The sequence below is a fragment of the Parasphingorhabdus sp. NYA22 genome (assembly GCF_976973735.1).
Genome location: NZ_OZ333477.1, coordinates 307479 through 333890, shown reverse-complemented (window position 1 = coordinate 333890; position 26412 = coordinate 307479). Strand labels below are relative to the sequence as shown.

24 protein-coding genes and 1 tRNA gene are annotated in these 26412 nt (G+C 57.7%); 15 read left to right on the top strand and 10 right to left on the bottom strand.

Translation table 11 applies throughout. The features are described 5' to 3' along the window. Window positions 1-28 precede the first annotated feature (28 nt). Window positions 29-949 carry a hydroxymethylglutaryl-CoA lyase gene (locus tag ACWFTY_RS01615; RefSeq protein WP_447525659.1) on the bottom strand — a complete coding sequence of 307 codons (921 nt, stop codon included), beginning with the start codon at window positions 947-949 and terminating at the stop codon, window positions 29-31. 64 nt (window positions 950-1013) lie between these two features. Here ACWFTY_RS01615 and ACWFTY_RS01610 point away from each other — a divergent pair, with 64 nt between their 5' ends. Beyond that, a complete protein-coding gene (locus tag ACWFTY_RS01610) occupies window positions 1014-2195 on the top strand; it encodes a CaiB/BaiF CoA transferase family protein (RefSeq protein WP_447525658.1) in 1182 nt (393 codons plus the stop codon). 3 nt (window positions 2196-2198) lie between these two features. Here ACWFTY_RS01610 and ACWFTY_RS01605 read toward each other — a convergent pair whose 3' ends face one another. Continuing rightward, window positions 2199-2852, bottom strand: coding sequence for a GntR family transcriptional regulator (locus ACWFTY_RS01605; RefSeq protein ID WP_447525657.1), 654 nt, complete (start codon window positions 2850-2852; stop codon window positions 2199-2201). 115 nt (window positions 2853-2967) lie between these two features. Here ACWFTY_RS01605 and ACWFTY_RS01600 point away from each other — a divergent pair, with 115 nt between their 5' ends. Genes ACWFTY_RS01600 through ACWFTY_RS01585 form a run of 4 tightly spaced genes read left to right on the top strand, consistent with a single transcriptional unit; the run spans window position 2968 to window position 7143 of the window. After that, window positions 2968-3732 carry an aspartate/glutamate racemase family protein gene (locus ACWFTY_RS01600; protein ID WP_447525656.1) on the top strand — a complete coding sequence of 255 codons (765 nt, stop codon included), beginning with the start codon at window positions 2968-2970 and terminating at the stop codon, window positions 3730-3732. After that, the gene (locus ACWFTY_RS01595; RefSeq protein WP_447525655.1) at window positions 3732-4163 is read left to right on the top strand and encodes a nuclear transport factor 2 family protein; all 432 of its coding nucleotides are present in this window, start codon (window positions 3732-3734) and stop codon (window positions 4161-4163) included. The genes ACWFTY_RS01600 and ACWFTY_RS01595 overlap by 1 nt, the downstream gene beginning before the upstream one ends. Continuing rightward, complete coding sequence (locus ACWFTY_RS01590) at window positions 4163-4561, top strand: nuclear transport factor 2 family protein (protein WP_447525654.1); 399 nt, start codon at window positions 4163-4165, stop codon at window positions 4559-4561. The genes ACWFTY_RS01595 and ACWFTY_RS01590 overlap by 1 nt, the downstream gene beginning before the upstream one ends. A 56-nt stretch (window positions 4562-4617) precedes the next feature. Continuing rightward, window positions 4618-7143: a TonB-dependent receptor gene (locus ACWFTY_RS01585; protein ID WP_447525653.1), complete on the top strand. Its 2526-nt coding sequence runs from the start codon at window positions 4618-4620 to the stop codon at window positions 7141-7143. A gap of 9 nt (window positions 7144-7152) precedes the next feature. On the opposite strand, the gene ACWFTY_RS01580 is transcribed toward ACWFTY_RS01585, so the two are convergent. From ACWFTY_RS01580 to ACWFTY_RS01565, 4 genes are all read right to left on the bottom strand, one after another. Next, the gene (locus ACWFTY_RS01580; protein ID WP_447525652.1) at window positions 7153-8538 is read right to left on the bottom strand and encodes an efflux transporter outer membrane subunit; all 1386 of its coding nucleotides are present in this window, start codon (window positions 8536-8538) and stop codon (window positions 7153-7155) included. Window positions 8539-8544: 6 nt separating this feature from the next. Next, the gene (locus ACWFTY_RS01575) at window positions 8545-9720 is read right to left on the bottom strand and encodes an efflux RND transporter periplasmic adaptor subunit (protein ID WP_447525651.1); all 1176 of its coding nucleotides are present in this window, start codon (window positions 9718-9720) and stop codon (window positions 8545-8547) included. Continuing rightward, window positions 9717-12821, bottom strand: a complete 3105-nt coding sequence (locus ACWFTY_RS01570; protein ID WP_447525650.1) for an efflux RND transporter permease subunit — start codon at window positions 12819-12821, stop codon at window positions 9717-9719. The genes ACWFTY_RS01575 and ACWFTY_RS01570 overlap by 4 nt, the downstream gene beginning before the upstream one ends. Before the next feature lie 225 nt (window positions 12822-13046). Continuing rightward, on the bottom strand, window positions 13047-14156 hold the full coding sequence (locus tag ACWFTY_RS01565; RefSeq protein WP_447525649.1) for a glycosyltransferase family 4 protein: 1110 nt from the start codon (window positions 14154-14156) through the stop codon (window positions 13047-13049). A gap of 200 nt (window positions 14157-14356) precedes the next feature. Between ACWFTY_RS01565 and ACWFTY_RS01560 the strand changes: the two genes are divergently transcribed. Together ACWFTY_RS01560 and ACWFTY_RS01555 are read left to right on the top strand one after the other, a co-directional pair. Then, the gene (locus tag ACWFTY_RS01560; protein WP_447525648.1) at window positions 14357-15493 is read left to right on the top strand and encodes a DUF1702 family protein; all 1137 of its coding nucleotides are present in this window, start codon (window positions 14357-14359) and stop codon (window positions 15491-15493) included. A gap of 128 nt (window positions 15494-15621) precedes the next feature. Next, a complete protein-coding gene (locus ACWFTY_RS01555) occupies window positions 15622-16698 on the top strand; it encodes a nucleotidyltransferase family protein (RefSeq protein WP_447525647.1) in 1077 nt (358 codons plus the stop codon). 221 nt (window positions 16699-16919) lie between these two features. Here ACWFTY_RS01555 and ACWFTY_RS01550 read toward each other — a convergent pair. Continuing rightward, window positions 16920-17008: transfer RNA gene (locus ACWFTY_RS01550), tRNA-Leu, on the bottom strand. 243 nt (window positions 17009-17251) lie between these two features. On the opposite strand from ACWFTY_RS01550, the gene ACWFTY_RS01545 reads away from it, so the two are divergent. Continuing rightward, window positions 17252-17521: a hypothetical protein gene (locus ACWFTY_RS01545; RefSeq protein WP_447525646.1), complete on the top strand. Its 270-nt coding sequence runs from the start codon at window positions 17252-17254 to the stop codon at window positions 17519-17521. Between the two features lie 18 nt (window positions 17522-17539). Here ACWFTY_RS01545 and ACWFTY_RS01540 read toward each other — a convergent pair whose 3' ends face one another. Next, entirely contained in the window at window positions 17540-18313 is a 774-nt protein-coding gene (locus ACWFTY_RS01540; RefSeq protein ID WP_447525645.1) for an MJ0042-type zinc finger domain-containing protein, read from the bottom strand. Between the two features lie 194 nt (window positions 18314-18507). On the opposite strand from ACWFTY_RS01540, the gene ftsE reads away from it, so the two are divergent. The 6 genes from ftsE to ACWFTY_RS01510 all read left to right on the top strand — a co-directional run bounded on the left by ftsE (window position 18508) and on the right by ACWFTY_RS01510 (window position 23249). Further along, window positions 18508-19224, top strand: a complete 717-nt coding sequence (gene ftsE / locus ACWFTY_RS01535) for a cell division ATP-binding protein FtsE (RefSeq protein WP_447525644.1) — start codon at window positions 18508-18510, stop codon at window positions 19222-19224. A gap of 12 nt (window positions 19225-19236) precedes the next feature. Then, a complete protein-coding gene (locus tag ACWFTY_RS01530; RefSeq protein ID WP_447525643.1) occupies window positions 19237-20133 on the top strand; it encodes a cell division protein FtsX in 897 nt (298 codons plus the stop codon). Window positions 20134-20141: 8 nt separating this feature from the next. Then, window positions 20142-20675, top strand: a complete 534-nt coding sequence (locus ACWFTY_RS01525; protein ID WP_447525642.1) for a YdcF family protein — start codon at window positions 20142-20144, stop codon at window positions 20673-20675. A 1-nt stretch (window position 20676) separates the two neighbouring features. Then, complete coding sequence (locus ACWFTY_RS01520; protein WP_447525641.1) at window positions 20677-21366, top strand: lysophospholipid acyltransferase family protein; 690 nt, start codon at window positions 20677-20679, stop codon at window positions 21364-21366. A 290-nt stretch (window positions 21367-21656) separates the two neighbouring features. Then, complete coding sequence (locus tag ACWFTY_RS01515) at window positions 21657-22283, top strand: hypothetical protein (protein WP_447525640.1); 627 nt, start codon at window positions 21657-21659, stop codon at window positions 22281-22283. A 3-nt stretch (window positions 22284-22286) separates the two neighbouring features. Then, window positions 22287-23249: a hypothetical protein gene (locus ACWFTY_RS01510; protein WP_447525639.1), complete on the top strand. Its 963-nt coding sequence runs from the start codon at window positions 22287-22289 to the stop codon at window positions 23247-23249. Window positions 23250-23412: 163 nt separating this feature from the next. Here the strand turns inward: ACWFTY_RS01510 and ACWFTY_RS01505 are convergent, their stop codons facing one another. Further along, window positions 23413-23670, bottom strand: a complete 258-nt coding sequence (locus tag ACWFTY_RS01505; protein ID WP_447525638.1) for a hypothetical protein — start codon at window positions 23668-23670, stop codon at window positions 23413-23415. Between the two features lie 225 nt (window positions 23671-23895). After that, window positions 23896-25020, bottom strand: a complete 1125-nt coding sequence (locus ACWFTY_RS01500) for an amidoligase family protein (RefSeq protein ID WP_447525637.1) — start codon at window positions 25018-25020, stop codon at window positions 23896-23898. A 354-nt stretch (window positions 25021-25374) separates the two neighbouring features. On the opposite strand from ACWFTY_RS01500, the gene ACWFTY_RS01495 reads away from it, so the two are divergent. Continuing rightward, window positions 25375-26349 carry a hypothetical protein gene (locus ACWFTY_RS01495; protein WP_447525636.1) on the top strand — a complete coding sequence of 325 codons (975 nt, stop codon included), beginning with the start codon at window positions 25375-25377 and terminating at the stop codon, window positions 26347-26349. Window positions 26350-26412: the final 63 nt, after the last annotated feature.

Here is a 26412-nt window from a genome sequence, read left to right as displayed (position 1 = left end):
TTCAATCTCTCTCTTATATATTTGTCATTCAGGCGTCGGCTCTCGCAACCAGAGACGGCAACGGCCGACCGAGCTTGGTTTCAAACCACTGGTTGGTGGCTATGGCTTTGCGCAGATCAAGATCATGGCTGACGCCGGAGCGGTCGAGCAGGTTGATCAGATCTTCCGTCGCAATGTTGCCGGTCGCATTGGGCGCAAACGGACAGCCGCCCAGTCCGCCGAGGCTGGAATCCAGCGTCTCCACGCCCGCCTGAACAGCGGCCCAGGCATTGGCGATGCCGGTGTTGCGGGTGTCATGGAAATGGGCGCGCATGCCGATATGGTCGGGGAGCAATTCCCTGAGCCGTCCGAACAGGTCGGTCACTTGCGCCGGTACGCCAACGCCGATGGTATCGGCCAGCGCGATTTCCATCGGGTCTTCGGCGGCCATTTCTTCGGCGATATGGAGAACAGTCTCGGGATCCACCGCGCCTTCGAATGGGCAGCCAAAGGCCGCCGAGATGGTGACCTGCGCTTTCAGCCCTTCAGCCTTGGCAAAGCGGATCATCTCGCGATTCTCCTTTATGCCCTCCTTTATGGTCTGTCCCTGGTTCTTCTGGCCGAATGTATCGCTCGCGACCACCACACAGCCGGCTTCGTCGATGCCACGTTTATTGCCTTCCCTTGTAGCAAGGCCACGCAAGACGCCGCGCTTGTTCAGGCATAGTCCGATATAGGAAACATCGTCGCGGTCGGGCAGGCCGGCGATAACCGCTTCGGCATCTGCCATTTGCGGAACACGACCGGGATGGACAAAGCTGGCCACTTCCATGCGCTTCACGCCAGCGTCCAGCATGCGGGTTATAAGGCCCAGCTTGTCCGCCGTCGAAATGATCTCGGCTTCATTCTGTAGTCCGTCCCGTGGACCGACTTCCAATATGCTGACCGCTGTTTGAGTATCTCTGCTCATATAAATTGTATACAATCCTGTTGCTGCTTTGTATAGGAGAAAGGATGATGCGGGAGTATTTTTTATGACGCAAGGGGCGTTGACAGGTTTGCGGCTGATTGAAATGGGTCAGCTGATCGCGGGTCCGTTTTGCGGGCAACTGATGGGCGATCACGGCGCCGAAGTGATCAAGATAGAGCCGCCCAAGGTCGGTGATGCGATGCGCAGCTGGGGTCAGGGCATTCCGCTCTGGTTCTCCGTTGTCGGTCGTAACAAAAAGTCGATAACCCTCAATTTGCGCGAGAAAGAGGGGCAGGCGATCGTCAAGAAGCTGGCTGAGAAATCAGACTTTCTGCTCGAGAATTTCCGCGCCGGAACCATGGAAAAATGGGGACTGGATTACGAGACGCTCAGCGCGATCAACAAGGGGCTGATCATGATCCGCGTGTCGGGCTATGGCCAGACCGGGCCCTATTCGCACCGTGCCGGCTATGGCGGCATCGGCGAGGCGATGGGCGGCATGCGCTATATCATGGGTGAGCCCGACCGGCCGCCGAGCCGTGCGGGGCTTTCCATTGGCGATTCGCTGGCCGCAACCTATGCCTGTCTCGGCGGGCTTATGGCATTGGAGCATCGGCACAAGACCGGCGAAGGCCAAGTGGTCGATTCAGCCATTTACGAAGCGGTGCTCGCCAATATGGAATCGACCGTGGCGGAATATACGGTCGCCGGACATATCCGCGAACGGACCGGCTCGATCCTGCCGAAAATCGCGCCCTCGAACGTCTACCCGACCAGCGACGGCAGCATCTTGATCGGCGGCAATCAGGACAGCGTCTGGAAGCGGATGTCGGCGATGATGGGCCGGCCCGAGCTTGGCGAGGATCCGCGCTATGCTACTCATATCGCGCGCGGCGAAAACCAGACGGAACTGGATGACCTGATCATGGAATGGACCAGGACCATATCGAGCAAGGACCTGCTGGATATGTGCGAGGAACATGGCGTGCCTGCGGGTAACGTCTACCGGGCGCCGGAAATGCTCGAGGATCCCCATTTCAAGGCGCGGGAAGCATTGGTGGAAGTCGACCATCCGCAATATGAGCATTTCGTGATGCAGAATGTCGCGCCGAAACTGTCCAAGACGCCCGGCCATATCGACAGCGTTGGTCCGGAACTGGGATCGCACAATGAAGCGATTTATGGTGAATTGCTGGGCATGGACAGCGCCAAAATGGACGATCTGAGAGATCGCGGCATCATCTGACGATCAGTCTTCGACCGCGCTCCTCGTGGCACCGCTGAAGCTGTGAAAAGCGCGGCGGATATGGCTGGTCATTACCGCGCCGGCCCAGACCTGATCCTTGGCGGCGAAAGCGGCGATCAGTTCGTCATGATCGGTGCCTGACTGGATCAGGTCTTCCTGTGAATATTGATTGGCCGTGCGGTTGACGACCGGCTGTTCGACCAGTGCCGGCAGCAATTTGCTCAATCTTGGTGATTGCGCGCATGCGAGTATCAGATCGTGAAACTGCCGGTTGGCATCGAGAAACGTCGTGATGTCGGGCTCCGGCCGGTTCACCGAATTGGTCAGCACCTCATTTATTTCACGCAAACGGCGCAGGCTGTCCGCATCCATCCGCAGTGCTGCCCTCTCGGTAGCATGGGATTCCAGCATCGCCCTCAGGGTGAACATTTCGTCGATTTCATCATTCGACCAGTCGGCGACCGAAAGCCGTTTGGAAGCGCTGCGCACCAGCAGCATTTCATTTTCGAGCCGCTGGACGGCATCGCGCACCGGCGTTCGCGACACTCCGGAAATCTCGGAGAGCCTTTCCTCGGTCAATTGCATACCCGGCCGCACTTCTCCGGACAGAATGAAGCTGCGTATTTTTCTATAGGCGCGATCAGAAGCACGGCTCATCAACAGGCTCTTGGCGCAATAAGGGCTGGTGGGCAAGTCCTGACCACGCCGGTAATTTCCGCTTGACGGACTGCAATTGTATACAATAGAACGCCATCAGGGAGTTTATATCACCATGACCAATGCCGGCAGCGCCATGAAACGGATAAAAGTCATCGTTCCGATCCCGATGGACGAGGCTGGCGTCGCCGCTCGCGCCGAACAATTGCCCTCAGATTTTGTACGACCGGGTTTCCAGCCCGAATTTGTCGCCGTTCCCTGGGGTGCCGCTCTGGGCGACAGCTATCATGACACGTTGCTGATGGACTGGACCGTTTTCCAGGCCGGGATCAAGGCCGAGGAAGAAGGCTATGCCGGCGTCCTGATCGACACGGTCAGCGACAGCGGCCTTCGCGCACTGCGTTCCCGTCTCAATATCCCGGTGGTCGGGCCCGGCGAGGCGGCTTTTGCCGCCGCGATGATGCTGGGCAAGAAATTCACCGTGCTGACAATGTGGCCGGAATGGTTCCCGCTCTACGAAAAGACAATCACCGAATATGGCTGGTGGGAACGGGTGGCTTCGCTGCGCTCGATCGACACCCGGCCCGACGTCACCGAATTGCTCGCTGGCAAGGAAGAGGTGATCTTCGACAAGCTCAAGGCCGAAGCCATGCTGGCGATGGAAGAAGATGGTGCGGACGTTATCGTGCTCGGCTCGACCACCATGCACCAGTCAGCCAAATATCTGGACGAAAACCTGCCGATCCCGGTGCTCAACCCGGGGCAGGTCGCTTATAAATTTCTCGAAACGCTGATCGAACTCGGTCTGACCCATAGCAAGAAGGCATTCCCGACTCCAGAAGTGCCAAAAGACGAAGATATTAGAAAGGGATGGTATTGATGACTGACTGGACACCCGGAATGGCAGGCCAGGTGCCGCTGCCTTACCCCTTCTATGTAGATATTGTGACCAAGCGCTATTTTGACGGGGTCGATAACAAGAACCTGACCCAGGTGCTCAACTGTTTCGCACCCGATGCCGTGTTGTATGAGGCCACCTCTGACACTACCCATAATGGCCGCGATGCGATCCGGGCGATGTTCGAGAAGCTGTTCGCGGACTTCGAGCAGATCTGGCACGGCAATTTTGTCCATACAGCCGACCCCGGATCAAACGCGATCTGTTCGCAATTCACTGTGCTGATCACCCCCAATGGCAGTGAACAGTTGCGCTATGAAAATTGCAACCGCTTCTATTGCAAGGATCGTCTGTTCCAGGATGTCACCGTCTATATGAGCGGCGACAATCTGCTGAAAGAGGGAGACGCCTGATGCAATATGAACCCGGCCTCTCCCGTGACGAACTGATCCAGTTGGCAACCGAGACCTATTTCGGCAACGTCGATGCGAAGAATATGGAAGCGGCGCTCGACTGTTTCCACGACGGCGCACTCTTCTGCGTCCAGACCGATTTCACCCGCCATAGCGGCAAGGCAGAAATCCGGCGGATGTTCGAGGATTTCTTCGGTGCCTACGAGACCATCGTCCATCGCGATTTCACCTGCACCGTCGATGAGGCCAACGGCAGGATTGCCGCTTCCTTTGTCGCCGAGCTAACTGATGCCGACGGGGGTGTCACATTGCTTAACAACACCAATTTCTGGAGAGTCCGGGACGGTAAATTTCAGGAAGTTTACGTCTATATGAGCGGAGCCAATGTGCTCGTCTAAACTTATTTGACGGGTCAAAAGACCTGCAAATCATTCCATTCAGGGAAGGAAGAAAAATGCGTCGCACGAAAACAGCTCTTTCACTTTCAGCCGGTTTTGCCGCGCTGGTAAGTTTCAATCCGGCTCTTGCCCAAACCGGTGGCGAGCAAGATGCCAGTGAATCGCAAGACAGCAATGTGATCATCGTGACCGCCCGGCGGCAGGATGAACTGCTCGCCGAAGTGCCGGCATCGGTTACGGTGTTCACCGCCGAAATGCTCGACCGCACCGGCGTCCAGCAGGCGGATGAATTTGTCCAGCTGACCGCGGGCGTGACGATTGTCAGTGGCACCGCAGAAGCGGGCGACACCCAGATCAACATCCGCGGCATCAACGGTGCGCGCGACGCGGAAAGCTCGGTTGCGCTCGTGGTCGACGGCATTCTCAAGACCAATACCGCCCAGCTCAACCAGGATCAGGGCACTTTGCGCCAGATCGAAATTTTGAAAGGCCCGCAAGGCGCACTCTATGGCCGCAATGCTGCCGCTGGTGCGATCGTCATCCAGACACTCAAGCCGAGTGACATATTGGAAGGCGGCGTGAAGCTCAGCGCCGCAGAAGATAATACTTATAAGGCCTCCGGCTATATCTCGACACCGATTGGCGACAGCGCCGGTCTGGTACTGTCGGCTTCCTACAACACCAGTGACGGCTTTTATCGCAACAGCTTCCTCGACAACCGCAAGGTCGTCGATGACCAGGAAACCTGGTCGGTTGATGGCCGTTTCATTGCCGAACTGGGCGATGCGACCGAAATCGACGTGAAGGCGCGCTATGCCGATCTTTCGGGTGCCTCGATCAATTTCAACACTGCCTTCCATCTCCCCAATTTCGCCGGAGTCGATCCGGCCTTTTTCGAAGATGTGAACGATCATGAGTTCGGCTATTATTCAAACATTCGCCCGACCAACGACCAGACCACATTCGAGACGTCGGTCAAACTGACTCACGAATTTGAAGCGATGACGTTGACCGCCTGGGCCCTGTACAGCGACGTCGACCAGTCACTGACCGCCGATGGTACGTCGGCAGATTTTGCGCGCTACACTTTCCCTGGCGCGACCCAGGCATCAGTAGACGCATCCAATAGCTGTTTTGCGACGACCGCCCAGCTCACCGGATATCCGCTCAATGCGCCGACCTTTGTCGGTAATAACCCGATCCCGTTCATTTTTGATCCGGTCAATGGTTCAACCCTTGGCGCCTATAGTCCGACCACCTGTGACGGCACCCAATATCAAATTCGCGAACAGACCGATATCAGTGCCGAAGTCCGGCTCTCTTCCAATGGCGATGGGCCACTGGCCTGGCAGATCGGTGCCTATTATCTGAACATCGACCGCGACGTCGGAGTCAGCCTGGGGGCCGATCTAGGACAGGGCGTTATCCGGCAATTGTACAATGATGCCGATAGCAGCAATCCGACGTCGCAACTATTTTCCGACAACTTCAACACCAATGTTTATGCTGCCTTCGGTTCGCTCGACTATGAAGTGGCCGACAATTTCGACGTCAGTCTGGCGCTGCGCTATGATATCGAGCAGCGCGAAGTTTCGAGCCGGGTGCCGTTGGTGACCGATCCCATCACCGGCAGCCCGATCAATCCGGGGCAGGCTTTCGGCGCGATTCCGGACCAGAAGGAAACATTCAAGGAGCTGCAGCCAAAGCTTTCGCTGCGCTATGGTTTGACCGACGACCTGAATATTTACGCCAACTGGGGCATTGGTTTCAAATCAGGCGGTTTCAACAACCAGGGAGCTGCCGCGATCGTTGATCAGAACTTCAACCAGTTTCTCGGTACCAACGTGCTGATCAATGATGTCTACCGTAAGGAAACATCGAGCGCATTCGAGGCTGGCATCAAGGGATCGGCAGCCAATGGCGCGATCACTTTCGATCTTGCCGGCTATTATACCAAAGTCGATGACATGCAGTTCTTCGAATTTTTTGTCGGTGCATTCGGACTGCTTCGCGTGGTCTCGAATATCGACAAGGTCGATATCTACGGGGTAGAATTTAACGCCAATGCAGAGATTGTCGAAGGCTGGGATATTTTCGGTTCGGTCAATCTCACCGAAAGCGAGATCAAGGCGAACGCATCGCGTCCATATACGGTTGGCAACAAGTCGCCCCATACCGCAGATTATACGATCAACCTAGGCACCCAGATGGTTGCGCCGATCGCCAACAGTTTTGATCTGGTTATGCGTGCCGATTATCGCATCACCGGTCCGACCTGGTTCCACACCGTCCAGGAAGACACTGGCCCGACTCTGTTCAGCGGCCTTTTGCCAGGATCAGCGCTGGCGCTCCCGGCATTTGTCGGCGACGGCGATATGTCGATTACAGAGCGCGATGCATTTGGCGTTCTCGATCTGCGTTTCGGACTGGAAGGGGATAACTGGAATATCACCGCCTTTGCCGACAATCTGCTCGATAAGCGCTATCTCAACGACGTGATCACCGCAGTCGAATTTGGCGGGTCGTTTATCTCGCCCGGTGGCCTGCGTCGCCTAGGTGTCGAGGTCGGATATAAATTCTGACGGCGACGCCTAAGCGCTGAGCGGTTCGTTGCCCAGCGCCAGATGCAGGTTGATGCGGTTTTCGATGCGCGCGCGCCGGGTCTCGATCGCACGAGTCTCGGCAGCGATAGCGGTGGTCTGCGAGTTGATCAGGTCGAATATCGTCGAACGCCCGTTGATATAGCGGCTGCGCGTCAGGATCACCGCTGCGCGCGCTTCTTCGGCGGCGGTCGCGGTGGCGTCGACTTGTCTTGCGAGCGTCGCCTCAGCATCGAGCCGGTTTTCGACTTCCTGATAGGCGGTCAGCGTCGCCTGGGCATAATCGAACAAGGCCGAACGCGCTTGCTCGCCTTGCCGGTCGGCTTCGGCGAGCAGGGCGCCGCCCCGGAACAAAGGCTGTAACACACCGCCGGTGATCGCATTGATATAGGTGCCCGGGTCGAAAAGGTCTCCGAAATTGCCCGATGAGCTATCGGCGTCGAAGCGCAAATTCAGTTGCGGCAACATCGCGTGGCGGGCATCGGTCGCCCGCAGGCCAGCGGCTGCGACCCGCGCTTCGGCTGCAATCAGATCGGGACGGTTAGCGAGTAAAGAAACCGGCGCGGTGACGGCGGGAAGCGCAACGGGTGTGATCAGGTCGGATGCGCCCTCGGCTTCCCCAGCCGGATAACGGCCGGTCAGCACTTCCAGCGCCCGCGCGCTATTGGCTGATGCGCGAATTGCCGCTTCCAGCCGGTCTTCGCTGTTCGACACGGCAACCTGAGCCAGCCGGACATCGAGCCGGGAGGCGAGCCCGGCGCGGAACCGGGCGTTGGTGATGCGCAGCGTATCCCTGCGCCGTTCCAGATCGCGGGTACCAAGATCGAAGGTGAGCGCAGCGGCACTACGATCATACCATGCCTGAACAACCGCGGCTGCCAGCGCTTGTCTGGCCGCGGCAAAATCGGCAGCGGCAGCCCGGGCATCGGCATTGCCCGCTCCGGCCAGCGCCAGATTGCGGCCCCAGATATCAACTTCCCAGCTTGCCGCCAGCGCGCCATCATAGACGGTCGCGGCATTTTCGGCATCGGTGACCGAAGCTGACAGATCGACCTGCGGAAACAGACCGGCGCGCGATACCCGCATGGCCGCCCGGGCTGCGCGCAACTGCGCCAGCACCGACTGGAGATTGCGATTATCGGCAAAGGACTCGCGCACCGCCTGTTCGAGACCTTCATCCGAGAACGAACCGATCCAGCCGTCCGGATAGATCGCTGCGATGGCCGCGTCTCCTTCGTTGACCGTCGCCAGATCGGGGCGCGATGCCCAATTGTCGGGCGCATCGGGAACGACAGTCCGGTCGAGCTCCGGGCCGCCGCGAATGGCGCAGGCCGACAGAAACAGCAAAAGGGCGAAAGATGACAAATGCCGGTTCATGCGACTCTATCCTGCCGATTTTTTCGAGAAGGCGGCGGCATTTTCTTTGTCTTTGTCATCCCATGTCACCGGCTGGCCATCACGCAGCCGCTCGCCGCCGCGCACGACGATCAGATCGCCGGCGGTAATTTTGCCCGAAATGGCGACCCGGGCACCATCGGGCTCGCCGACCTGCACATCGACGCGTTTCGCGGTTTTGTCTTTGGGATTGATGACATAGACAAATATTCCGCTGTCGCGCAGCACCAGCGCGTCGCGCGGCGCGGTGAGCACCTGGCGTTCAATCCCCGTCGGCACGGTGATCGATATCGCACTGCCCATTTTCAGATTATGCGTGCCCATCGGTGCGCGTACTTCCAGAGTCCGGCTGATCTCGTCGCCGGTTTCGATGACCGACCGGATGCGCGATGTCCGGCTTTCCCCGTTGGCGATGATATTAATCTGCTGACCGGCGGCGAGCGATCCGGCGGATGCGATGGGAATGCGCACTCTGGCTTCCGATCCGGTCCTGCCGATGATGCGCGCGATTTCGCGGCCCGGCGTCGCATATTCGCCGACCTCGATCTTGCGCTCGACCAGTTGGCCATCGAACGGGCTGAGGATGCGGGTGCGGGACAGATCAAAATTGGCCGTCTCCAAGGCGACCTGTGCCGCGGCGAGTCGCGCGCGGGTCTGGTCGCGGGACGAAACGGCTTCATCCAGTGAAGCTTCCGACTCGGCTTCTTCCTTGAGCAATTGCTCCAGCCGCCCGACCAGCCGGTTCTGATAGGTCAGGTCGGCCTTGAGGCGCCGGACTTCGGCTGCTGCGGAATCGCGGGCCAGCCTTGCGCTGCGGCTGTCGATTACCGCAATGACCGTGCCTTTGCGGACCCGCGCACCGATACTGAGCGTGGATTGAATGCGTCCGGCCACTTCCGACGCGACGATCGAATCGCGGTCCGCGACAATATCGCCGGGGGCGGTGAAGTTGGGAGTCAGGGCGGTCTGCTCGATCTTGGCCAATGTCACAATCGCCGGCGGCGGCCCGGCCTGATCCGGGCTGCCCTGCTGCCCGTCGGCCGGGCTCGAGGCGAAGAACAGAAAATAGGTCAATGCGGCCAGCAACAAGGCGCTGCCTATTGCGAACAAGCGGGCATTTGTTTTGACCAGATCGGGGACAAAATCGGGAAGGGCAAGAGTCATTCGGCGGGCTCCAGTGCTGGTGTGCCGGTTAGCTTCGGCGGCAATCCTTGGTCAGTCGGACCGGTTTGTCTGGCACCGCCGAGCTGGATCAGCGCCGGCAGCAGGACCAGCGTGAACAGGGTGGAAACAAGCACGCCGCCAACGATGATGACGGCAAGCCCGCGATAAATGGCGCTGCCCGGGCCGGGCACCAGCGCCAGCGGCAACATGCCCATGACCGATGTGCCGGTGGTCATCAGGATCGGCCGCAGGCGCAGCCTGAGTGCGGCGTGAGCGGCTTCCGACCGGGTCATGCCGCCGGCTTCGCAGTCGCGGGCCTGGGCCATCAGCAGGATGGCATTGTTGACGACGATGCCTAGCAGAATAACAAAGCCGATCATCCCGAGCAGATCCAGCGGAGTCGGCTTGAACAGGTTGAGGATCTGGATTCCGATCACGCCGCCTACGGTGGCCAGCGGCAGGGCGATGACCACCAGAGCCGAATCCCGGGCGGAGCGGAACAGCGCGGCCATGATCACGAACAACAAGGCCGCCGCCAGCAGGAAATTACCGCTCAGTGTCGATATTGCCTTGAGCAGTGCATCGGCGTCGCCGCCGTAGCGCAGCGTGCCGCCGGGAGGCAGGGCATTGCGGATCGGCCCCTCGGCAAATGCCTCGATCTTTTCGAGCGCCTCGCCAAGGGCGACGCCCGGTGGCGGCGAGACGTTGATGGTCAGGGTTTTCCGGCCATCGACATGGGCGATCTGGGTCGGGCCGACGCCGCGCAACAGGGTCGCGACTTCGCCCAGCGGTACCGCCCCGCCATTCGGGGTGACGATGGGAGCGCTTTCAATCGCTTCGGGGTCGACCGCTTCAAGGCCGCGCATGATCACGCGCATCCGCTCGCCCTCCGACACATATTCGCCGAGATAGAGTCCGTCACCCATCGCCCGCACCGCGCGTCCGACCTGATCCCGGGTCATGCCCAGTTCGGCGATCCGCCGGTCATTGGGCGTGAGCCGCAATTCGGGCACCACGACATTCGGGTCGGGATTGGCCCTGACCATCGCGCCGGGAATGGCCGCGTTTATCGAGTCCGTCGCCACCAGGGCTGCCTGTCGCAGGGCTTCGTCATCTTCGGCCTGCAGATAGAGCTCGATATTGCCGTTGCCGCCAAAATTTCCGAACAGGCTGCCCTGCGCGGCAAAGGCCTGGACATCGGGGAAGCCGGAAAGAATCTCGTTGTTGACGATGCCGACCATCTCTTCGATCCGCGACTGGTCCTTGATCCTTATGCCGGTGTTCAGGCCCCACGGATTGACGAACAGATAATAGTTGAGCAGCTCCGGCTGCTTGTCGCCCTTGAGATAGGGGTCGAGCCGCTGGACAACCTCTTCGGCGATTTCCGAGCGCGCCGCTTCCAGCGTCTGGCCAGAGGGCAGGCCGACCCAGGCGTCGACGGCATCGCGTTTGACGTCCGGCAGATAGTCGGTCTGCGGCCAGAGAAAATAGGAGATCAATATCGGCGCGATAATGAGCGAGGGAATCCAGATTCTGCGTTTGCGATCGCTGTCTATCAGACTGAATATCCTGTCCGCATAGCCGTCCCACCGCCGTTCATTCTCATCCATTTCGAGATCACCGGCGAAATGGCGCGCCGCGGCTGGCAACACGGTCACGGCGACGATCAGGCTGGCGATAACCGAAATCGCGATGGTCAATGCCAAGTCGGCGAACAACTGGCCTTCGACATCCTTGATGAACATGATCGGGATGAAGATCGCCACGGTGGTGGCGGTCGATGCGAACAGCGCCGGCCAGACCTGCGAGACGGCTTCCAGCGCTGCGGGGCCGGGCTCGGCGCCCTGTTTCCTGATGCGCACGAAATTTTCCATCACCACAATCGCGGCGTCGAGCACCATGCCGGTGGCAAAGGCGAGGCCGGCAAGGGAAATGACGTTGATCGATCGCCCGGCCATGCCGAGCACGGCAAGCGTGGCGAGCAGGCAGATCGGCACGGTGGTCGCGATGATTATGGTCGCTCTGGTGCGCCGGACGAACAGCCAGAGCAGACCGACAGCGAGCAGGGTTCCGAGCAGCAGATTGCCGCCGAGAAAGGACAAGGCGCGTTTGATGAAAACCGACGGGTCGAAGCTTTTCTCGATCCTCGCTCCGATACTCTGCAGCTCGTTCTGGTTGAATGTCTCGACTTCGGCGAGCACCGCGTTGATCGCGTCGAGCGTGTTGCTGCCGGGTTCGCGGATGACCTGCATGCCGATCGCCGGATTGCCGTTTTGATAGGTCGCGCCAAAGGCTTTGTCCGGCCCGACATTGATATCAGCGACATCGCGCATCCGGATGACTGTCGTTCCGCGCTGGGCGACGGTCAGGTCACCGATCTGCTCGGCGGTGAAATTGCCCTCAAAGCGCAGCGCATAGCCGCGACGACCAACATCGACGGTTCCGCCGCCGACATCCTGAAAGCGGCCAACCGCGCCGGACAATTCTTCAATCGTCAGATTGAGCTGGGCGAGCCGCCAGGGATCAAAGCGGATGCGCAATATCCGTTCCCCGGTCGGGGCCTGCAGATCGACCCCTTGCACGCCCTCGATCATTTCCAGTTTTGGAATGACCGTGTCGCGCGCGAATCGGGCGAGTGACTCGCTGTCCATATTGCTGTCCGGCAGAGCCTGCATGAACAGATAGATCAGCGATTCTCCCTGCTGGCCATTGCCGCCGCCGACAACCGGGCGGTCGGCATCCAGCGGCCAGTTGCGCACCTGCTGCGCCCGGCTCGACACTTCGGCAAAGGCCTTGTCCATATTCGTGCCGAGGGCAAATTCGAGATTGAACCAGACATTGCCGTTGTTCGACCAGCTGTTGATCGTTTCCAGTCCGGGAATGCCACGCAGCTGTTCCTCGATCGGAATTGCTATTTCCGCTTCCATTTCCTTGGGACTGGCCGCGCGCCAGCTGGCCTGCATCGAGAGCTGTGGCCGTTCGATATTGGGGAAGAGTTGGATCGGTGTGGTAAAGGCGGAGACGATTCCGATCAGCGCGATGAGAGCCAGCCCGGCGGCGATAGCAGCCGGATAGCGCAAGGCGATATTGGTCAATGTCATCGCAGGAACCCTGCGACAAACTTGCCGTTGATATACTGCTGCTCGCTATCCCTCATTCAGGCTTCTCCCGTCCCAAAACCGGTACAATCGCTGTGAGGGAGAAGGCCTAAGGTAACAAAAGAAACCTTATGAGCCGCTTTCGACCAAATTCGACCCGCTTTCGATGAACGGCAGTATCAGCAAGAGCAGGCAGCAGGTAACACGGCGGCCTAACGGCCGGTAAATCTAGGCCCGCGAAGCTTTTGCCCGGGATGTCTGACGAGTGACGTCATCGGCGAACAGCTTTTCATAGACACTGATCGTCTGGTCGGCAATTTCTTCCCATTGCGGAAAGCGCGCGGCGTTTACGCGAAATCCATCCGGATTGGCGTTGGCCCGGACCAGTGCGCTGACCATACTCCGGATATTGCCGGGACTGAAATAATGTTTGGCATTGAGCCTCAGGTCCCGGTTTTCCGGGAGATCGCTCAACAGAAGCGGGCAGCCAAGGCTGATCGCTTCGAGCAGGGTGTTGGAATGTCCTTCCCGGATCGACGGGTTTACGAAAAAGCGCGCGCCGCGGTAGAGCGGGGCCAAGCCCGAGCGGGGCAGGCTGCCAAGCATCACGATCCGCTCGTCACCCAGGTCTTCTATCTGTTTGCGATCGGTCCTTTTGCCCCAGTCCCCAACGATCACCAACTGCATGTGCGGCTGGCTTTTGGAGAAGATGCGAAAGGCGGAGATCAGGCTGTGGATGTTCTTCTTTTGCGATATCTGGCCGACGAACAGGATATAATCTCCGCTGACCGGCGCGGGAATCTCTTCCGGATAATGTTCGGTTCGGTCGAGCGCATTGCCGATCACATGGATAGTTTTCCCTGTGCCGGCGCCATGTAGTTTTTTGGCCAATGCGGGGGTAACGGCGATGGTTATATCCGCCCAGCGCAACTGATATTGCGCCCAGTGCATAGCCCATTTCCCGGGCCCACTCGACGGGCTCGCGTGACAATTGGCGCCGTAGCGGACGATAATCTTGCAGCGGGTCAGCTTGTAGGCCCAGAGCAGCAATGCGGAATTCAGACAGGTGAAATGGACAATGTCAGGGCGGGTCCGGATCGCTTTGAACAGTGTCGCGATGGGATAAAGCGACCGGTCGATTTTAGGAAAACCCAGCGACGGAGCGCGCCAGAGGGACACGCCGCGATAGTCGTCGCTTTGCATATGCGACTTCATTCCGGCAACGCACACCTTCCAGCCCCGGCTGGCAATCAGAGGGAATAGCCGCTCTGTATTTTTTTCTACGCCGCCCTCAACATCCGGGATGCCGCGCGCGCCGACGACCAATATCGATTTCACTATCCGTGTTTCCTGCTGGAGCCACAATAGTACGCCATATCGCGCCAAGCTGGTTAACAAATTCAAGCGTGATCGAGTCAGTTGGCCGATATAGCCAAAGATCGGGCACCAAATTGAGACAACGGATCGCTTTTGCCGCGAAAAGATATTTTGCGGGAGGCTTTTGATTGGGTTATGGCCGTGACAACAAGGTTAAAGACATGTTGACCACGAATCCAGCAGGCAAGATGGAGCGAACCACGATGCTTGAAGACCAGACTGATCAATTGAGGCCGCTACCCTCTGTCATCCGGAAGATATTGACTCTCGACCCGCGTCGCGTGGAATTCAGGATTCGGGGCTTTGACCTCGCCGAAAAAAGCCATGAAGAACGGCTGGAATCGATCGGCAAGACCTTTTTGCGCGGTTATAATCTGATATTGTCGGCCCGTTCGTTGGCCGAGTTCGAACAGGCAATGGCGCAGGAACCGGCTTTGTTGCGCGGCTTTTTTATCGAAGGGGGAGCGATGGGCAGCGCGCTGGTCGATTCCCTTCCGTTTCGCCGGCCGATGCTCGGGAAGTTCCGGGCGCGGTTCGAGAAGCGCTATCCTTTGCTGGTCCATGCCGGCACCGGGCTGGCCATGTCCAAGCTTTCCTGGCGGGAAAAGGCCATTGTCGGTGCCTTGGACCCGTTTTACCGCTGGCTGGCCTATGACGGCATGGGCTATCACAATGTCTATTTCCAGCAGGAAAAGACGCTCAACAGTCCCAAGCGGATATTGGCAGGCTATGCCTCACAGGCCTATGATCAGGGTGTCGGGCGCGGCATCTGGTTTGTCAGCGGCGCCGATATCGGCAAGGCGGCGGCTCTCGTCGACGGCATGGCGGCAGATCGAAGGGCGGATATCTGGTCCGGAATCGGTCTGGCGACTTGCTATGCCGGTCCGGCGGACGAGAATATATTTCTGGAAGGCTATCAGCGGGCCGGAAAGCATGGCGAGTGGTTTGCCCAGGGCATAGCCTTCGCCTGCAGCGCGCGCATGAATGACCAGAGCATGCCAGAGACGATCAGCGAGGCAATCAAGACCCTGTGGGGCATGGAGCCCGAAGCGCTGGCAGCGCGGGTAGAGGAACTCCGGCAAAGCAATGCGGACGGACCCCGTGCGGATCATCCGCGATATGAGGCATGGCGGCATAGCGTCGCGGATGCTTTTGTCCAGAGCATCACCGAGCGCACGCGCGGCGACGGCGAGGGCATTTTCTTTCCGCAAGAGGAAGAGCAGGAATCAGTGTCTCAATCTGCCGGAGAAGAGTCCAGCGAAAGACATGGTGCGATCGGGCAGACTCGATTACCCTGATAATTCCGCCATTGTCCGTAAAGGCTTGTTCTGTAGTGTCTCTGGTTTCGAAACCGGCACAAAATTGGTGGATCCATGCCCTGGTTTTTCCGTTCGCGCAGATTGCAGTGATCGGTTAAGACGTGTTGATGGAACATTCTGACAGCAAACATTTGCGCTCTCTGTCTGCGCATATTCGCCCACAAATTGCATTGCCGAAGATAGATTGCGCGGCACCAATCGATGAAGCCCTGGCAAATTTTGCCGTTCAACGTCACCGTGTCGGGGCAATGCTTTACAAGGCCACCAGACATAAGGAGAATACAAGCGAACGGGCGGCTTCCCTGTTATCGGCAACATATCGGAAAAATATCCACACGATGCTTGCCCAGAGAGCTGTACTGCAAAAGATAACAAAATTACTGAACGACCACGATATACCCTTTTCCATGCTCAAGGGGCTGGGTATCGCAGATCAACTATATGATGAACCGCAGACTCGGGAATCCAAAGACCTCGACATCCAGATACCGCCGCACGCATCCCGAATGGCGATTCAGCTGTTAAGTGCAAATGGCTACATATACAGAACCCATTCCTTGAGAGCCAATAAACGCGTGACGCTGAAACGCCAGTTGTCGGAGATGAAGCGGTTCAAAGACCTGACCTTTGTTGATCGGCAATTTTCTACCGCAATCGAGCTCCACCAGCGCTTGTTCAAGGTCGAGCCCAAGAACCTGACTGCCGATTTTAACGCTGCAATCAATTTTCAAAAGACGCCATCTGTGCTTGACAGCTATTATTGCTTCTACATCATATTGCACGGTGCGGCTTCATTGTGGATGCGGCTCAAATGGCTGTTGGATGTGTCTCTTCTGGTTCGAAAAATGCCGGTTTCAAAACGCCAGGAGGTTATGGAACTCGCAAGGACATATGGTTGCGAAAATACGATCATCGCCAGCCTTCGGTTCGTTGAGGAGATTTTCGGCGGTAGTCTCGACGACCAATGGCAGATGATCTTGCGAGAGCAAGAGCGTAGCGGAGAAATCGAGAAGCTGATCGATATTTTTCGAGAATCGTTGATGACAACCTCTCCCGATCGGCCAGATGCGCCACTGCGCAAGCCATTTTACTTTGACAAGACGGCCGTACTATTTGGAAAACAGATCGGTCTTTTCAGTATCATCCGAACCAGAATTGCAACCTCGATTGCCTTGCGCGTTTAAGATTGTGTATTCCGAAGCAAATGCACCAGCTGGGTAAATAAAAGATCGACGGAACGGCAAGGCTCGGTCTCGATTTCACGGGTTGCAAATCCGGTTCAATCAAGGCCGAAACCAGCGAAAGGCGTCGCAGTGGAACGCCCGGAACCGCCCGCCGGAAACACGCAATTACCGGACCGTCAAAGTGATGGTTTTCCAGCGATAGCAAAGTCTTGAAAAAATAATGGTGCGGTCGAGAAGACTCGAACTTCCACGGGGTATTAACCCCACAGCGACCTCAACGCTGCGCGTCTACCAATTCCGCCACGACCGCACTGTCTCTAGCTTGGGACACTCGTGTCCCGGGTAGGCGCGAGCCTCTAGCAAAGGGGTTGAGTGGCCGCAACAGATATTCGTTGCTATGTGACTTGTCTGTTAACCGGCTTGGCGATTATGTCCCGCAAACGCACATCAGCCGGTGCTGGAGCCGTTACGTCGTCGGAAAAACCGGCAAATACGCCTGTTAACCTTCTATTGACCTTGTTCGCACTGATCGAAGTCCGCTCTACCCTGATCTATGGACAGTGTGTTTCTCTTTTTGCTCATGCTCGGTGCAACGCCGGACCGGCCCCTGACCGAGGCTTCTTCCGGCTCGACACGCGTGCAGGCAATGGCGAGCGTCAGGATTTTGCGCGCAGAAGTGATTGATTTCGGAGCACCGGTTGATCAGCGCGGCGTGCAAGTCGCCAGCGATGGTCGCCATATATTCCAGCTTGCCCCGCTCCGCTCGACGGGCGAGGTTGAAAGCGCCGATGGCCGGACGATTCGGCTGCAGGAATTTCACTAATTCGGTTGAAGGACGCGTTTATTCGCGGCTCTGGTCAGCCCATCCGACTTCCAGTTGGCTGGCGCCGCGCGGCACGTCGAGCTTGGCCTCGTTGAAATTTATCTTGGCGCCGGGCGCGAGCGATTGCGCCGGTGCCTTCATTTTCCAGCTGTAGACAATGCGGCCGCCGGCATCGCGCAGGATCACCAGCATCGGCGGGATCGCCTCGTCGTTGGTCGTGGGATTGATAATCGTCCCGCTGGCGGCAAAATATTCGGTGCCGTCGGGTAGGGTCCGGCGATCCTGTTTCTGGCTCAGTTCGATGAGCAGAGGGGTTTCTTCACTCGAAGCAAATTCATAGTTGGAAATCCACTGCGGCGGCCCGAAATAATAGAGTGCAGCACCCAAAGCCAGCACCAGGGCGGCAAAGGCAACGGCTGCCATGGTCCAGAGTTTTGCCGGATTGCGACGCGGTTTGAACGGTGGCTCGTGAGCGAAGCTGCTCTCTCCGGAGGCGTAGCCCGGGGTGACAGAAATCGGCGGCGGCGGAGCCGAACGCGAGACCGGAGAGACGGGCGGATTGGGCTCCCAGTCCTGCTCGGCTGCGGGTTCCGCTTTGGTGGCCGGCGGGGTCTGCACGGAAGCGCCTGCATCGGCCAGCTCCTTTTCCGGAACCGGCGCTTCGTCCGGAATGGCCGGCTCCTGGAACCAGCTATGGCGACAGGACGCGCAGCGTACCGAACGACCATTGGGCCCAATGGCGCTGTCGGGTACGAGATAACGGGTTTTGCAAGCCGGGCAATTCAAAATCATGACGCCCCTCTAAACACGCCATGACGATAAACTGCAAGTGGCTGCATGACCGATTTGAGACCGAATCAGGTTTTTCCGCGTTTTCCTGCTGAATCGATTGTCGTTGCCCGACAGCGGAGTTGATTTGGGGGGTGTTAACCGCCTATTGGTTGCGCGACCGGGCAATATTTCGCCGCGATATTGGAATGTAGAGCATGAAGGACGAAATTGTTCGATTTGAAAATGTCGGTCTGCGCTATGGTGCGGGCGCGGAAACTTTGGCTGATCTCAATTTCACGCTGTTTCCCGGTAGCTTCTATTTCCTTACCGGCGCATCCGGCGCAGGCAAAACCTCGCTGCTGAAACTACTCTATCTGTCGCAGCGCCCCAGCCGCGGCGTGATCCGGCTGTTTGGTGAAGATGCGGTGACCATGCCGCGCGAGCGTCTGCCGGGTTTTCGTCGCCGGATTGGCGTGGTTTTTCAGGATTTCCGTCTTGTCCCGCATCTTTCGGCCTTTGACAATATCGCGCTGCCGCTGCGGGTTGCCGGCGTCCGCGAAAAAGATCTCGAGATCCCGGTAGCGGAGATGCTTGATTGGGTCGGTCTCGGTGATCGCGCTTCGGCCCGGCCGGCGACGCTTTCGGGCGGTGAACAACAGCGCGTGGCGATTGCCCGGGCGGTGATCGGCAGGCCTGAAATATTGGTGGCAGACGAGCCGACCGGCAATGTCGATCCGGAAATGGCGATCCGCTTGCTGCAATTGTTCGAGGCGCTCAACACGCTCGGCACCACCATCGTCGTGGCGACCCATGATATCCACCTGCTCAGCAAAATTCCCGGTGCCCAGATGATGCGGCTGGAAAAAGGCATGCTCGCCGATCCGACCGGATCGCTGCGCCATCCGCCGCGTCCCAAAGACCAGTTGCAGTAGGGCGCAGGGCAGATGTTCAAATTTTTTGCGATCCCCGGTCACGACCGGCGCCTGATCCCCGAAGGCCGCCTGTCCGGTCCGATGCCCTGGGTGATTGCGATCATGATTTTCCTCACCGTATTGGCCGCCGCTGCCGGACTGGCGATGACGCGGGCGATTGGCGATGTGTCGGACGAACTGTCCAGCCGGGCAACGGTGCAGATTATCGAAGCCAATCCGGAAGTCCGCAGCCGTCAGGCGGCCGCCGCTGCCGAGCGATTGCGCGCCTTGCCGCTGATCGAAGAGGTCCGGGTGCTGCCGCCCGAGGAGATACAGGCGCTGATCGAGCCGTGGCTGGGTACACAGGATCTGGCCGATGATATTCCGCTCCCCGCGCTGATCGATCTGAAACTGGTCCGGGTTGCGACGGAGGCGGAATATGAATCGTTGCGTGGCGCCCTGCAACCGGTCGCACCGGGAGCCCGTGTGGAGCCCAGCAGCGGTTATATCGCGCCGGTCATTGCGCTGGTGCGTTCCTTGCAGTGGATTGCCTTTGGTCTGGTCTGCCTGCTGGCTCTGGCGACCGGCGCCGCCGTGATCATTTCGGCGCGATCGGCGCTCAATACGCACACCGAAACCATTGCCGTCGTCCACTTGCTCGGCGGAACCGACCAGCAGATCAGCCGGTTGTTCCAGCGGCGCATCGCTCTGGACGCTTTGCTCGGCGGCCTGATCGGACTGGTCGGCGGCACCGCGATCATCTGGCTGATCAGCATCCAGCTGACCGCGCTCGGCTCCGGGCTGGTGGAATCGGTCGGTCTCGACTGGTGGAGCTGGTTGATAATTGCCGCCATTCCGATATTGGGGATGTTCCTTGCCATGGTGACCGCCAAATTAACGGTTATCGGCGCCCTGAAAAAGATATTATAGCCCGCTGAATGATTTTGCGCCTCTTCTCTTTCCTGATCCTGCTGTGGATCATCGGCTTTGCCTGGTTCGCCATCGATTTGCCGCGTCCGGCAGACGATGATGCCCACACCGGTTCGGTCGTCGTCCTCACCGGTGGTGCTGGCCGTATCGACCGCGCGCTGGATATACTCGAGGCAAAAACCGCAGGGCGCCTGCTGATCTCCGGCGTCGACCGGGATGTAAAGCCGGCGGAACTGGCGGCTGAATATGACCGGCCGGGCGAATTGTTCGATTGCTGTATCGACCTCGGTTTCCAGGCGGTGGACACGCGGTCCAATGCCCTGGAAATAGCCCGCTGGGCCGCGCGCCGGGGCGACAAGTCGGTGCGTCTGGTTACCTCCGACTGGCATATGCGCCGGGCACGGCTGGAGCTGGAAAGGGCGATGCCTTCGGAAGTCCGCATTCTGGCTGATGCGGTGCAGACACGGCCGTCACTGGGTACGTTGTTCACCGAATATAATAAATATCTGATGCGCCGTCTGGCCGCTCTGGCGGGTGTCTGAGATGCTGGCCGTGATCCGTTCGCTGCTCTTCATGGCGGTCTTCTATGTCGGCTCGGTTCCGATCATAATCGCCACGTTTGTCGGCGCGTTTTTCTGGCCGAAGAGCATCTATTATATGGCGCAATATTGGAGCCGTTACCATTATCTGTGCGCCCGGCTGATTCTCGGCATCCGCGTCGAGGTCAAGGGTGTGATCCGCAACGAGCCTCTGCTCTACGTGTTCAAGCATGAAAGCATGTTCGAAACCATCGATTTGCTGCGGCTTTTTGACAAGCCTGTGGTCATTGCCAAGAAAGAACTTCTGGTCATTCCTTTATGGGGATGGGCCGCGACCAAACATGGCCTGCTCGGCATCGATCGCGACGGCGGTGGAGCGGCGATGCGGCAGATTATCAAACAGGCCAAGAAAGCCGTGGCGGAAGGCCGTCCGATCGTGATCTTTGCCGAAGGCAGCCGCGCCCGTCATGGCGAGAGGCCCGAGCTACAGACAGGTTTTGCGGGCATATACAAGCTGATGGGTATCCCGCTGGTGCCGGTTGCGCTGAACAGCGGTATTGTCTCGCCGCGCGATACATTCGTCCAGAAAAGCGGCGTGATCACCTATGAGGTGCAGCCGGAGATCGAACCGGGCCTCGATCGCGACGATATCCGCGACCGGGTGCACGCCGCGATCAATATGCTGAACGATTAGTCGGAGCCCGGTTCACCGATATATGGCGGCCCCGGTGGACCACAAATCTATCGCGAGAGTCACTGCCGCATTACATCTGCAGCACCTGTCATTATGGCGGCCAATGTCTAACAAGGTTAAGTTGATTAACTTTCAGCCCAACGCTCATAGGGTGAAGTCATTGTTAAGTCTTGATTATCGACTCATCAGGAGTGGGGGCTCCCGATAAAACTCATCATGCTGATGAGACAACAACCCTGAATCGTAAGGCCTTTGTAAAAAGGTTGCCAAACGTCTCAGGGGGAACCGGAATGAACTTCGGGCATAAAATTGCCGCGTCAGCCATGCTGACCTTTTTCGCGATCGCGGTCGCGGTCAACTATTTCCAGCCAGCGCCAGCCAATGCCAAAGTGGCTTATGCGACGGCAACCAGTTACGGCTGTGGATCCTGTCATGTGGCGGGCGTTCCGACAAGCCAGGCAAGCCTGAACCCGTTTGGCCAGAAATATGCTCAATGCGGCTATCAGCTGAATTGCGCACTCGGCCAGACACCACCACAAGTGGTTCAACAGGCAAATCCCTATAGCCCGCCTCCAGGCAATTATCGGCCACCCAGTGCCCCGGCCAGCTTCGACGCCGGCAAGATCTGGCTGGTACAATTGCGCGAAAGCAACGGGAAGTCGGCTGACGTGATCTGGAAGTTCAGACCCAATTCCAATGTTATCGACGCCACCATGTTCATCGACGGCCGACATCTCGACGATATCCTGACCTACGAGGGATATCGGAACGGAACTGTGAGCTTTTACAGTGCAAAACTGAACATGAGATACAGTGGCATCCCATCATCGGATGCCAATCACATCTTCAACGGAACCGTTGCTGGCGCCAATTTCGGACAAGGCGACAGCTGGACCGCTTCGATCTGGGAAGGCTGAACAATGAATAGGGAAATCGACACACAGGAACGGGGTGCGGGCATGAAGAAATCCAACCTAATTATGGCAATGGCGAAAGCAGGATCATTTCTGGCCCTTGCGGCGGGCGCGAGTTTTCTGACGCCAGCGCCTGCTGAAGCGAACATCGGTTTTGCAAGAGATTCCGGACTTTCCTGTTCGGAATGTCACTCCACGCCTTCCAACCCCACGAAGCAGGCGTTGACCAGAACAGGGAGCCGTTTCAAGCTTTGCGTATATAATCCGACGCCCGGAACGCTGGATTGCAACACCCAGGCGATTTCAGATGCGGGCAATGCCAGCCGTACGGGTAATACTTCAGTATATACACAGCCGGTCGCAGCACCTTATCCTGCTCCTGTAGCCAACCCCGGTTACGGGCCTCCGGTAACCAACCCGGGCTATCAGCAACCGCTTAATCCGGGCTATGTTCAAACACCGCCGGCGGTTTATCCCGGCGCAGTGCAGCCGGTCAGGCCGGCAGCAGTGCCGAAAAAGAAAAGCAATGGCGTTCGCGATTTTCTGCTGGGGCTGCTTGGCGCGCCAGCAACGGGTGTCCAGAATCCGTCAACGCCGGGATATGTCCCGCCGTCCAGCTATGTTCCGCCGAGGACAAATTACACTCCGCCAGTGGCGGGCTATGACCCCGGCCAAAGATGGGTGATTGTAGAGCGACTGGGCAACGGCAGGGTATTGGACGCCAATTGGACAAGACGTCCGGGCACCAATTATTTCGACGCCATTTACATGGACAGCTTCAATGGTGCACGCAGCAACGATGTTGTCATTTACGAGCAGTTTCGCAACGGCAATATCAATTTCAGACGCCAGAGCACCGGAACCATCTACAAGGGTATATTGTCACCGGATGGCAGAATGGTCCTTGGCGGCACAACCAACAAGAGCCGAGCCAATTTGACCTGGACCGGCACCCAGTTCGACCGGTAATATTGCTACCAGTCTGTAGAGTGCGGCGGGTCTGACATATGGTCAGGCTCGCTATTCAGTGAGCGATCCGTAGCCCGTTGCCACGAACGCCTGCAGACATCCGGGAAATCATCGCGATTCCGTTCCGATCCGATTTATCGCGATGGAACTTGGGTTTCGGAAATCAGTAACCGAGGATTTGATCGAGCTGATTTGACTGGCCATTTGTTGCCATATATTCGATTTTATCCTTGGCATCTTCAACGCTGCCGAGGCTCCACAGGCTTGCCAGTCTTTCCGCGTCTGAATAATCAAAGCCTGTGTCACCGAATGAGCATTTGTTCCCATCGCTGCGCGACATTGCAAGCGCGTCTGGAATGTTTCCGCCAATGCCCATGAGGATTTTTTCGCCAATACCTACCTTACCCTGCCAGATATCCACATTCCATAAATCGCCGATCAGTTTCGCATCGCAATAATAATATGGGGACCGGGCAAAGGCATCAAATGCCTGGTCTTCTGAATATTGGGCCAATGCCGGCGAGCTCGCTGCCAATGTCACGATCGAAGTGGATAGAAAGAGGCCGGCTGCAAAACTCTTCTGTCGCAAATTCTTCATGTGCATAAACATTTGAAAATCCCCCAAAATTCTATTTCTTCAGGGCTATCAGACAGATGGAGTTGTGACCAATTTATTCTGCCGGCCAAATTTGGCCTGCCAGTATCTGGTGCAATTTTCTGGCATGGGAATAGCGGTTAGAAAGGCAGCAAAAGATCCGGACAGCATATTGTCTAGATTGGTTGAACCGCAGGAAAACGTCAACAAGCCTTCAAATAGTGCCGCCGCATGCAGTATTTCGTCCGCGTCGAGGGTCGAGGGCAATATACGGATCTCGAAACTATGTTTCGCTTTGTCTTCTTTCGCAATGTTGAGCAGGTTGAAATCGCAATATTTTGAAAGTTTGACTTTGCTCAGCTCCGCTCGTGCATCAGGCCATGCCATCGCCAGAAATTCCGGGCTGTCGGTTAGTATCTGCAATTCTTTTGGCCAGGCTCCGAGACGAACGCAGTGCGGGTTTGAGCCGACCAGCTGCTTCAGATCATCGCCAAACATGGCCAGCAACCGCACCAGCCTTGCGATGGTCGAGGCCGAGCAAAGCGGGGCGGCATCAAAATGGATATGGGTTGCGCCTTCCCGGGGCAGGAGAAAACCCATTTCCCGGGCGCTTTCCAGCAAATCGGAAAGACGAGTGTGATGATCTGAAACAATCGGTGCCGTTATGATCTCACAAGGGCGTTGCCGCTCCCCGGGCAAGGGCGCGCAAATGGCTATGGACTGGCCACGATCATCGAAGACCTGGAACATTCCGGAGCCGTGACATACGATTTCCGTGTCGAACAGGCGAGCGAGCGGTTCCAGAATATCTTCGGGTGAATCATTCGGGTCACATTGCAACATGATCAAGCGCAACAACCGGCGATCGTCCGAGACGATGCGGCACCAGCCCGGCAAGGATGGCACCCGCTTGTCGAAATCCGCCTGAAGTGTCAGGTCATCGACAAAGCTGGCTACCCATTGCCCTTCGATATCTGTCAGCCGGAACCCATGTGTCAGATTCTCGAAGGTCGGCCGGCCGGGAACTTTGCTCGGCTCTGATTGCGGGTGGAAGAAGCGCTCGACCCTATCGCCAGTTTTTGCGGCAAGGGTTTTGGCCAGATCCTCGCGCGTCACATTGCGGGGCGCTGCGAGTTCAATTTCAAAACCGGTCTTCCAGTTTATTGCAATCGTCATTCATCATCACCCAGATTATCGGCTTGTACCGGACCGGTCGATTGAGCCACGCTTCGATAGCGCCCGTCATGCAGCACAATGACTGCACCACCATTGCCAGGTTTCCCTGTCCGGAAACAGTTGCATGTTTCCATGAGAAAAGCATTTATTTAAAATAGTTTGCCGGTCAATCCGGGAACCCGATCATGATTGATTATCCGGTTCGGTCTGCCCTGCATTGCGAAGCAACATCTAAGGGAAATTACGTGGTTATCTGCTGTCCATGGCAGGTTAGGGCAGTCAGACATGGTGGGGAATATACGGGCACCAGATAATATTTCCCTTTTCCCGCACTCTATATCCGGAGAAGATGATATGAACGAGCAAGTAACACCCACTGTCCGCGAAGCGGTTGGCGTCTTTCAATCCGAAAGCGCACTTCAGGCCGCGGTTGATGATCTGTTGCGCCATGGTTTCGATCAGTCAGAGCTCAGTCTGCTGGCTCCGGTGTCGTCCGTTCAAACGGAACTGGGACACAGCTTCACTTCGGTAAAAGAACTGGAAGATGATCAGGCCGTTCCTACCACCGCCTATATCTCGACCGACGTGATCGGCGATGCAGAAGGCGGCGTTTTTGGCGGGCTCATTTATGTCGGTGCGCTGGCCACGCTCACCGCAGTGGTGGCGTCTGGCGGCGCCATTGGCGCGGCGATCATAGCAGCCGCTGCCGGCGGCATCGGCGGCGGTGCCATTGGCGGGGTATTGGCCAAGCTAATCGGAAAGCATCACGCGGATTACGTCGAGGACCAGCTGGAACGCGGCGGTTTGCTCCTGTGGGTGCGGACGTGGAATGCTGCTGACGAAAAACACGCCGTGGAAATTCTGGCCAGTCATAGCGGTTCGGATGTTCACGTGCATGAACTTCCCGCTGCTCATGATGTTCTGGACGACCGTTATGGCGGCGACACATTCGCCGGCGAGCTGCAAGCCTATCGCGGCGTGCCTTATTCCTATCTGCCGGACGGGGAATATTATATCTCCGGCGAGGTTCTGCCGACTGAACGGGACGTCAAGGCAAGGATTGACCGGGATATCTATCTCGAAACATTGCGGTCCGAAGCGAAAGAGCAAGGCTGGGATATCGACGCGCTGCTGGGCAATCCCGCCGGTGTATTCCAAACGCCGGCCAAGCTGCTGGCCACCGACCTGCCGGATCCAATCAAGGCCGATATTCTCAAACGCTGGGCCTATGGCGAAAAGCAGCTCGAAATCGCGTCTGATGATGGCATGAAGCCGGCTAGAAACGGTGATCGCCTGCAGGAAATCAATCTGGCGCTTGAGCGGCTGTAGGCGGCTCGGGCATTCCGGTCCATCCCCGGTAACAGCTGGCTAGCGTTGTGCTTGCCGCTTCCC

What these genes read in the sequence shown, in the direction of transcription:
- ACWFTY_RS01615 (WP_447525659.1), bottom strand. Translation starts at nt 949, where the DNA reads ATGAGCAGAGATACTCAAACAGCGGTCAGCATATTGGAAGTCGGTCCA.
- ACWFTY_RS01515 (WP_447525640.1), top strand. Translation starts at nt 21,657, where the DNA reads ATGAACTTCGGGCATAAAATTGCCGCGTCAGCCATGCTGACCTTTTTC.
- ACWFTY_RS01540 (WP_447525645.1), bottom strand. Translation starts at nt 18,313, where the DNA reads ATGATTTTGAATTGCCCGGCTTGCAAAACCCGTTATCTCGTACCCGAC.
- ACWFTY_RS01530 (WP_447525643.1), top strand. Translation starts at nt 19,237, where the DNA reads ATGTTCAAATTTTTTGCGATCCCCGGTCACGACCGGCGCCTGATCCCC.
- ftsE (WP_447525644.1), top strand. Translation starts at nt 18,508, where the DNA reads ATGAAGGACGAAATTGTTCGATTTGAAAATGTCGGTCTGCGCTATGGT.
- ACWFTY_RS01520 (WP_447525641.1), top strand. Translation starts at nt 20,677, where the DNA reads ATGCTGGCCGTGATCCGTTCGCTGCTCTTCATGGCGGTCTTCTATGTC.
- ACWFTY_RS01525 (WP_447525642.1), top strand. Translation starts at nt 20,142, where the DNA reads ATGATTTTGCGCCTCTTCTCTTTCCTGATCCTGCTGTGGATCATCGGC.
- ACWFTY_RS01500 (WP_447525637.1), bottom strand. Translation starts at nt 25,020, where the DNA reads ATGACGATTGCAATAAACTGGAAGACCGGTTTTGAAATTGAACTCGCA.
- ACWFTY_RS01555 (WP_447525647.1), top strand. Translation starts at nt 15,622, where the DNA reads ATGGAACATTCTGACAGCAAACATTTGCGCTCTCTGTCTGCGCATATT.
- ACWFTY_RS01585 (WP_447525653.1), top strand. Translation starts at nt 4,618, where the DNA reads ATGCGTCGCACGAAAACAGCTCTTTCACTTTCAGCCGGTTTTGCCGCG.
- ACWFTY_RS01560 (WP_447525648.1), top strand. Translation starts at nt 14,357, where the DNA reads ATGTTGACCACGAATCCAGCAGGCAAGATGGAGCGAACCACGATGCTT.
- ACWFTY_RS01495 (WP_447525636.1), top strand. Translation starts at nt 25,375, where the DNA reads ATGAACGAGCAAGTAACACCCACTGTCCGCGAAGCGGTTGGCGTCTTT.
- ACWFTY_RS01510 (WP_447525639.1), top strand. Translation starts at nt 22,287, where the DNA reads ATGAATAGGGAAATCGACACACAGGAACGGGGTGCGGGCATGAAGAAA.
- ACWFTY_RS01570 (WP_447525650.1), bottom strand. Translation starts at nt 12,821, where the DNA reads ATGACATTGACCAATATCGCCTTGCGCTATCCGGCTGCTATCGCCGCC.
- ACWFTY_RS01590 (WP_447525654.1), top strand. Translation starts at nt 4,163, where the DNA reads ATGCAATATGAACCCGGCCTCTCCCGTGACGAACTGATCCAGTTGGCA.
- ACWFTY_RS01605 (WP_447525657.1), bottom strand. Translation starts at nt 2,852, where the DNA reads ATGAGCCGTGCTTCTGATCGCGCCTATAGAAAAATACGCAGCTTCATT.
- ACWFTY_RS01595 (WP_447525655.1), top strand. Translation starts at nt 3,732, where the DNA reads ATGACTGACTGGACACCCGGAATGGCAGGCCAGGTGCCGCTGCCTTAC.
- ACWFTY_RS01610 (WP_447525658.1), top strand. Translation starts at nt 1,014, where the DNA reads ATGACGCAAGGGGCGTTGACAGGTTTGCGGCTGATTGAAATGGGTCAG.
- ACWFTY_RS01600 (WP_447525656.1), top strand. Translation starts at nt 2,968, where the DNA reads ATGACCAATGCCGGCAGCGCCATGAAACGGATAAAAGTCATCGTTCCG.
- ACWFTY_RS01575 (WP_447525651.1), bottom strand. Translation starts at nt 9,720, where the DNA reads ATGACTCTTGCCCTTCCCGATTTTGTCCCCGATCTGGTCAAAACAAAT.
- ACWFTY_RS01545 (WP_447525646.1), top strand. Translation starts at nt 17,252, where the DNA reads ATGGACAGTGTGTTTCTCTTTTTGCTCATGCTCGGTGCAACGCCGGAC.
- ACWFTY_RS01580 (WP_447525652.1), bottom strand. Translation starts at nt 8,538, where the DNA reads ATGAACCGGCATTTGTCATCTTTCGCCCTTTTGCTGTTTCTGTCGGCC.